Annotated in this window: 4 protein-coding genes and 2 pseudogenes; 4 read left to right on the top strand and 2 right to left on the bottom strand. The window is 73.4% G+C overall.

Translation table 11 applies throughout. The features are described 5' to 3' along the window. Positions 1-327, top strand: a pseudogene (locus tag FB563_RS39325) (peptidase S8); the annotation flags it as partial. 839 nt (positions 328-1,166) lie between these two features. Beyond that, on the top strand, positions 1,167-2,351 hold the full coding sequence (locus FB563_RS39315) for a YbfB/YjiJ family MFS transporter (RefSeq protein WP_079049115.1): 1,185 nt from the start codon (positions 1,167-1,169) through the stop codon (positions 2,349-2,351). 377 nt (positions 2,352-2,728) lie between these two features. Here FB563_RS39315 and FB563_RS39310 read toward each other — a convergent pair whose 3' ends face one another. Further along, a complete protein-coding gene (locus FB563_RS39310) occupies positions 2,729-4,468 on the bottom strand; it encodes a glycoside hydrolase family 15 protein (RefSeq protein ID WP_107100790.1) in 1,740 nt (579 codons plus the stop codon). Between the two features lie 408 nt (positions 4,469-4,876). Here FB563_RS39310 and FB563_RS39305 point away from each other — a divergent pair, with 408 nt between their 5' ends. Then, entirely contained in the window at positions 4,877-6,025 is a 1,149-nt protein-coding gene (locus FB563_RS39305; protein WP_055710186.1) for an enolase C-terminal domain-like protein, read from the top strand. 43 nt (positions 6,026-6,068) lie between these two features. Further along, a pseudogene (locus FB563_RS44685) lies at positions 6,069-6,322 on the top strand (MarR family transcriptional regulator); the annotation flags it as partial. Between the two features lie 47 nt (positions 6,323-6,369). Here FB563_RS44685 and FB563_RS39295 read toward each other — a convergent pair. Next, complete coding sequence (locus FB563_RS39295; RefSeq protein WP_055710185.1) at positions 6,370-6,900, bottom strand: DUF488 domain-containing protein; 531 nt, start codon at positions 6,898-6,900, stop codon at positions 6,370-6,372. Positions 6,901-6,917 lie beyond the last annotated feature (17 nt).

The following is a 6,917-nucleotide window of genomic DNA, read 5'->3' as shown; positions in this document are numbered from 1 at the left end:
ACGCAGGTGCCGGACGTCTCGGCCCACGCCAACCCCAGCCCGGGTGTCTCGATCTACTCGCAGGGCTCCTGGTCCTCGGTGGGCGGCACCAGCGCCGCGGCCCCCGAGTGGGCGGCCTTCGCGGCCCTCTACAACCAGCAGGCCGCGGCGGCCGGCAAGGCCAACCTCGGCTTCGCCAACCCCGCCCTGTACTCGGCGAGCGGCTCCGGCTTCCACGACATCACCAGTGGCAGCAACGGCGCCTACTCCGCGGGCACCGGCTGGGACTTCACCACCGGCTGGGGCTCGTACAACGCCGCGACGCTGGCGAGCAAGCTGCTCGGCTGACGACTGATGACGGAGCGCGGGCCGGCGTGAACCCGGCCCGCGCCTCGGCGTTTTCCGATGTCGGAGGCGGCCGGCGGCCGGGACGGCCGGGGTGAACGGATCCAGCGCACCGTCGATGCCGATCGTGGCTACGGCGATGGCCGGTCCCGTGGCCGGCTTGCCCTCGACGCCGTCGTACCGCGGGCCGCCCGCCGCGAGGCCCGACGCCGGCGGTCGTCGTGGATCACGATGCTGAGGGAGTCCGGATTGCCGAAGGCCGCTGCGGTGCTCGGCCAGGCCCACACCGAGACCAGGGCCGCGCAGCGCTGCGGCCACAGTGCCGCGATGATGTCCGCCGTCCGCGGGCCCCGGTCGAGCCGCCGAGCAGCGCTTTCCCCGAACGACCGTGCGGCGGCGTCTGCCGCGCTTCCAGCGGGACAACCTGCGAGCCAACCTCGCCATCGCGGCATCCCCGGCACGGAGACGCCGAAGTACCTGGCCGACAACAGTCCCTACGCGGCAAGAGGCCTGCCCCTCTGGGAGGCTCAGGCTCCCAGCAGGGAGAAAGTCAGTCGTGGAGTCCGTCCGGGTGGCGGGCGCAGGCTGGGGCCATGGCAGGCGGACGGCGCGTCATCCCGAAGGCTCCGGGCAGCAGCGGCCGGCCGGTCACCGCGTGGCCGGCCGGCGGCCTGACGGCACTGCGCGCGAGAACCGGCCCGCGACAGCCGACCGACCCGACGTTCCCCGAGGAACACCGCATGACCGCCACATCGCAGCGAGACCACGCTCTCACCACGGCAGGAGCGATCCGTTCACCCTGGGTCCACGTCGCGCAGGCCGCTGCCGCGCTGGCGGCCGGCATGGGTGTGGGCCGGTTCGTGTACACCCCGATCCTCCCGCTGATGCACGCGCAGGCCGGACTGTCGGCCGGGGCAGGGGCGAACCTGGCCACCGCCAACTACGTCGGATACCTGGTCGGGGCTCTCACCGGTACCTTCCTGCCGCGGCTGGTGCGTTCCGCCCCGGCTCTGCGCGGGAGCATGCTGGCGCTGGTCGCCTCCCTGGCCGCGATGCCGCTGACCCACTCGACCACCCTGTGGCTGCTGCTCAGGCTGGGCGCGGGAGCCTGCAGCGCGCTGGTCTTCGTCATCGCCGTCAGCTCACTGCTCAGCCATCTGCGCGACCACCCGGCCCATCTGCCCGGCTGGGCGTTCGGCGGCGTCGGCGCCGGGATCGCCCTGTCGGGCCTGCTCGTCCTGGTGCTGCGCACGGCCGGCACCTGGCGGACCGCGTGGTGGGCCTCCGCAGCCCTGGCCGCGGCACTCACCGTCGCCGCCTGGGGCCTGCGACCCGAACCCGCCCCGCGGCCGACGTCGTCCGTGGCGGAAACGTCCGTACGGCCGCCCGGACCGCGCACCCGTCGCTGGTTCAGCGCCCTGTCCGCGTCCTACACGTTGGAGGGCATCGGCTACATCATCGCCGGTACCTTCCTCGTCGCGGCCATCGAGCAGACCTCGCCCGGCTGGATCGGCAGCGGCGCCTGGGTGCTGGTGGGGCTGGCCGCCGTTCCGTCCTCCGCGCTGTGGGCCGCGCTGGGACGCCGGTGGTCCCGCCCGGACCTGCTGTTCGCCGCGCTCGGCGTGCAGGCCGTGGGCATCGCCCTGCCCGCTCTGGTGGGCGGGGTCGCGGCGGCATTGATCTCCGCGGTGCTCTTCGGGTCGACCTTCATGGGCGTGAGCACGCTGGCGCTCGCGGCCGGCGCGCACCTGCGGTTCCCGCGCGCCGTGGCGCTGCTGACCGCCGGCTATGCGATCGGCCAGATCCTGGGCCCGCTGGTCGCGGCCCCCTTGCTCCACCACGGCTACCGCCCGGCCCTGGTCCTGGCCTCCGTTGTCGTCCTGACCGGTGCGCTCGCCGCCCTGGTTCTCCGCGTCGGGTTTCCGCACCACATGCCCGCACCGGGTCACGCCGTCCCCCGCTCAGGCACCGTCCCCGGCCACCGACTCACCACCCTGGACGCCGCCGAAGGCAAGGCGACCGAATGACCACCGGTGTCCGCACGCAGAAACCGAACGAGGCGCATGCCATGTCGCCCGGCAGATCACGCGTCACACCGGCAGCGGGCTCGTCCTGGCTGGAGTTGTGGGCCACCGGGCCAGGACCCGGAGGAGGCCGCATCCAGGACCCTGAGAGGCCGCATCCGTCAGACGTACGACTGGTTCGGCGCCCTCGACATGTCCAGGCGGTGCACGGCCTCGCATCGGGCACGCGGGACGGGGTGCCGTTCACGGACGACATCCGCTGCCCCGTTCATGGTGCCGCCGCTGCGGGCGGGCCTGCGCGGTGCCCGAGAGTTCCTCCTCGACGGCACGAAGACCCGGGCGGCGTCCAATGCGGTGTTCCCTCGCGCGCGCCAACTTGCTCAACCGGGCAGTGCCGAGGCGTCGTTGAGGCGGACCGCGCACTCCAGCAGGAGGGCGTGGACGAAGGACTGGGGGAGGTTGCCGCGCAGCTGGCGCTGGCGGACGTCGTACTCCTCCGCGAACAGCCCGGACGGCCCGCAGGCCGCCCGGGTCCGTTCGAACCAGCGCAGCGCGGTGGCGCGGTCGCCGAGGTGGTCGGTGGCCAGCGCCATGGTGAAACCGCACAGCAGAAACGCCCCTTCGGTCTCGCCCAGCGGGATTCCCGGGTGCGTGAACCGGTAGAGGTATCCGTCCTCGGCCAGCTTGTCCTCGATGTACCGGCGGGTGATCTCGCCGCTCGGATCGTCGGCAGGAAGACAGCCGCGGGCCAGCGGCGTCAGCAGGGCGGCCTCCGGGCCGTCGTCGTCGGCGGACCGGCGCCACCGGCCGTCGGGGCGCAGACAGCGGTGCCGCGTCTCGGCGAAGACGGTCTCGGCCAGATCGGCGCACCGCTGTCCCGACCGCCCCGGCAGCACCTCGGCAGCCCGCCGCAGCCCACTGACCACGCTCAGCCGTGACTGGGTCCACCACCGCTCGTCCAGTTCCCACAGCCCCGCGTCGGGCCGCCGCCAGTTGCGCTCCACCGCGTCGACCGCGACCGTGACGGCCCGCTCGGCGTCAGGGGTGAGCCGGTCGTGGTGAGCCGCGGCGGCGAACAGCTGGAGGGCCTCCCCGAACGCGTCGAGCTGGAACTGATCGGCCGCGTCGTTGCCGATGCGGTCATTGCCTCCCGGATAGCCCGGGAACGGCAGCCCGCGTTCGCCCGGTACGCGGCCGCCGTCGACGGCGTACGCGGGATGCAGGCCCTCGCCGTCGGCGAGAATGCGTTCGGCGGTGAAGCGCACCGCGGTGTCGAGCAGGTCGTGCGGGCCGTGCGCGGCGACCGCGAGGCCCGCGTAGCTCTGGTCGCGGATCCAGGCGAAGCGGTAGTCGTAGTTGCGCCCGGTGTTCGCGCGTTCCGGCAGCGAGGTGGTGGCAGCCGCCGCCATCCCCCCGGAGGAACTCGTCAGGCCGCGCAGGACGGCGTAGGCGTGCCGGGCGTCGCGGGGTGCGGCCAGGGTTGAGCAGTCGGGCACGGACCGCTGCCAGGCGTCCTCCGTGTCCTTCCACAACCGCTCCGGGTCCAGCGCCGCCGTGCCGCCCCTCTGCGACAGCTCCAGGACGAGGTCATGGTGCTCGCCCTTGCGCAGCCGGAACTCACCGCGCAGGCCGGACTCGGGGTTCCATGCCGCCCGGGGCGCCCCGAGGAGCCGCAGCCGCAGACCGCCGGCGCCAGCGGCCCACATGTCACCTTCGAGGCGTGGGTCGCGCACCCGGTCCGCGCCGAAGCCGGGCCGCAGGTCGAGGCTGAGCCGCAGGCGTGCCTCGCCCCGTTCGACGCGCATCCGGCGCAGCAGCACGAGACGGTCCACCGAGCCCGGCATCGCCAGCGCGTCGCGGCACTCCACCACCGAGTCGGAGGTCACCCAGCGGCTGACCCGGATCAGCGTGCCGTCCTCGTAGTAGCCACCCCACACATGCCACCGGTCCACCGGTTCAACGCCGAAGTACCCGCCGCCGCCGATCAGGGCGGAGAAGACCGCGTCACTGTGCCAGCGGGGGGCACACAGCCAGACGATCCGCCCCTCCGGGTCCACCACGGCACCGCGTTCGCCGTCGGCGAGGACCGCGTACTCCCGCAGCACCCACGGCGGGCACATGCCGTCCGGCGTCTGTCCCGGCCTGTCCGATCGGTCATCCACGGCACTCGCTCCCATGGCACTCGGGTGTTCCCGCCCGGCCCGCCGGGAAACAACCCGTGAGGCGGCGGAGGACGGCGTCGGACGTCACCGCGGGCGGCGGCCGACGACCGGTGCGCGCAGGCACGCGACCGTCACGGGCCGGGGCACCGCGCCGCACCGGCGGCGTGCAGGGCATCGGCCACGGCGCCCCAGCCTCGGCACATGACCCGCGTGGTCGGCCGAAGGGTGAACCTCGCATAGGCCGAACGGAGCGGGATACCCGGTCGGGACCCAGGAGTCCACGAACCGAGCCGCCGAAAAGAAGCCGAAGGAGGTCGGGATGGCAGGGGACGAGGCGCTCATCCTCCCGGCGCCGGGACGGCACTCATGAGCGGCGAAGGGGTCGCCAAGGACCTGACGGCCTGCCGGATCGACTCGGTCGACGTGCACGCCTTCGAGGTGCCGACCGACGGACCGGACGGCACCGAGGAGGACGGCACCCTGGAGTGGGACTCCACCACCATGGTCCTGGTCCGGGTGCGGTCCGGCGGTCGCACCGGGCTCGGTTACACCTACGGGGACGTGTCGGTCGCCTCGTTCATCGACTCCAAGCTCGTGGATGTCGTACGGGGACAGGACGTCTCCTCGCCGGCAGCCGTCTGGCACCTGATGGGACGGCAGATCCGCAATGCCGGCCGGCCCGGCGTCGGTGCCATGGCGGTCTCCGCACTGGACATCGCACTGTGGGACCTCAAGGCGAGGCTGCTGGAGCTGCCGCTGGTCCACCTCCTGCCCGCCTGGCACGACCGGGTACCGGTCTACGGCAGCGGCGGATTCACCAACTACCCCCTGGACCGCCTCACCGACCAGCTCACCGGCTGGGTGGAGCAGGGCGTCCCGCGCGTCAAGCTCAAGACCTCCCGGGAGCCGGAACGCGACCCGCAGCGCCTGACGGCCGTCCGCAAGGCCATCGGCGACGAGCCGGAGATCTTCACCGACGCCAACGGGGCACTGGGCCGCAAGGAGGCGCTGTACTGGGCCCGCCGGTTCCACGACGAGTGGGACGTGCGGTGGTTCGAGGAGCCCGTCAGCTCCGCCGACCTGGAGGGCCTGCGCATGCTGCGCGAGCGGGGACCCGAGCGGCTGGAGATCGCGGCCGGGGAGTACGCCTACACCACACAGGACTTCGTCAATCTGGTCGAGGGACCCGCCGTGGACTGTCTGCAGGCCGATGTGACCCGCTGCGGTGGCATCACCGGCCTGCTGGAGGCGGCCGGTCTGGCGGCGGCACATCATCTGGACCTGTCCGCCCACTGCGCGCCGGCGGTCTCGGCCCACGCGTTCTGTGCCGTGCGCCGGCTGCGGCACCTGGAGTACTTCCACGACCACGTGCGCTGCGAGCGCCTGCTGTTCGACGGCACGCTGTCCCCCGACGGCGGCGCCCTGCGCCCGGACACCGGGCGGCCGGGCCACGGCCTGGAGATCAAGTGGGCGGACGCCGAGCGGTACGGCGTGTACGGCGCAGGGAGGGTCTGACCGGGCCGGCGGGCGCGGCGACGAGATCGGCCGGCGCGTCACGGTGGGCGCGCCGGCCGGTGTCGACGCGGTCACGCGAGCCGTACCGACCGCCTCGCGTTCGCTCGTGGGGATCTCCGCCCGCTCGCTCGCCGAGGTCGAGGAAGGGGTCGCGCTGCCCCGGTTCCGGATGCGGGCCGTGCTGTCCGGCCGGGGCCCGCCAAGCTGGTGGCGACGGCCGAGTCGCCGCTGCGGCTCACCGAGGAGGGGCGGCGGACGGTGGAGGCGGTGAGGGCCCGGCCGCGGGCCGAGATCGCGGAACGGTGAGCCCGTCCGTACGGCTGAGGGCCGGACCCGACGGGACGCTACGACGCGCCGTCGTAGACGATGAGTCCGTCCTCGCGCAGGCGCGCTCCGGGCGTCACCGTGTGCGCGCCGAGGGTTCCGTCGTGCATGAGGTGGTAGGCCGGCACACCGCGGGCGAGGACCGCGAAATCCGCGATGAGACGTCGATGGCAGCGCCACCAGACCGCCTCGCTGCACATCACGGTCGTTCGGACGTCCGCGGTCTGGAGCAGCAGCCGGTCCATCGCGGCGACGAACAGGGGCGAGCGGGTGTAGGCCGCGTATCCGCGGAAGGAGGCGTTGCGCCAGAGGGTGTCGGGACTGTCCGGCGGCACCTTGCGGAATCCGCCGAGGTCGGGCTCCCACCGGTACTGGATTCCGTGCGGCGGCAGCCACTCGGCCAGCCGGTGGCGGGACATGTCCGGGTGGCGGCGGCTGCCGGGAGCGGTGCGCACGTCCACGACGGCCGCGACGTGAGCCCCGCACAGCAACGCCACGATCCGTTCGCGATCGGCCGTGCTGTGCCCAAAGGTGAGCAGTTCCCGGGCCATGAGGCCAGAGTCTCCCA

It is taken from the genome of Streptomyces puniciscabiei, assembly GCF_006715785.1.
Classification (GTDB): domain Bacteria; phylum Actinomycetota; class Actinomycetes; order Streptomycetales; family Streptomycetaceae; genus Streptomyces; species Streptomyces puniciscabiei.
This window is presented reverse-complemented; position numbering and strand designations above follow the sequence as displayed.

Bases quoted from the DNA above. Each gene is read 5' to 3' on its own strand.
- FB563_RS39315 (WP_079049115.1), top strand. From the start codon at position 1,167: ATGGGTGTGGGCCGGTTCGTGTACACCCCGATCCTCCCGCTGATGCAC.
- FB563_RS39310 (WP_107100790.1), bottom strand. From the start codon at position 4,468: ATGTGCCCGCCGTGGGTGCTGCGGGAGTACGCGGTCCTCGCCGACGGC.
- FB563_RS39305 (WP_055710186.1), top strand. From the start codon at position 4,877: ATGAGCGGCGAAGGGGTCGCCAAGGACCTGACGGCCTGCCGGATCGAC.
- FB563_RS39295 (WP_055710185.1), bottom strand. From the start codon at position 6,900: ATGGCCCGGGAACTGCTCACCTTTGGGCACAGCACGGCCGATCGCGAA.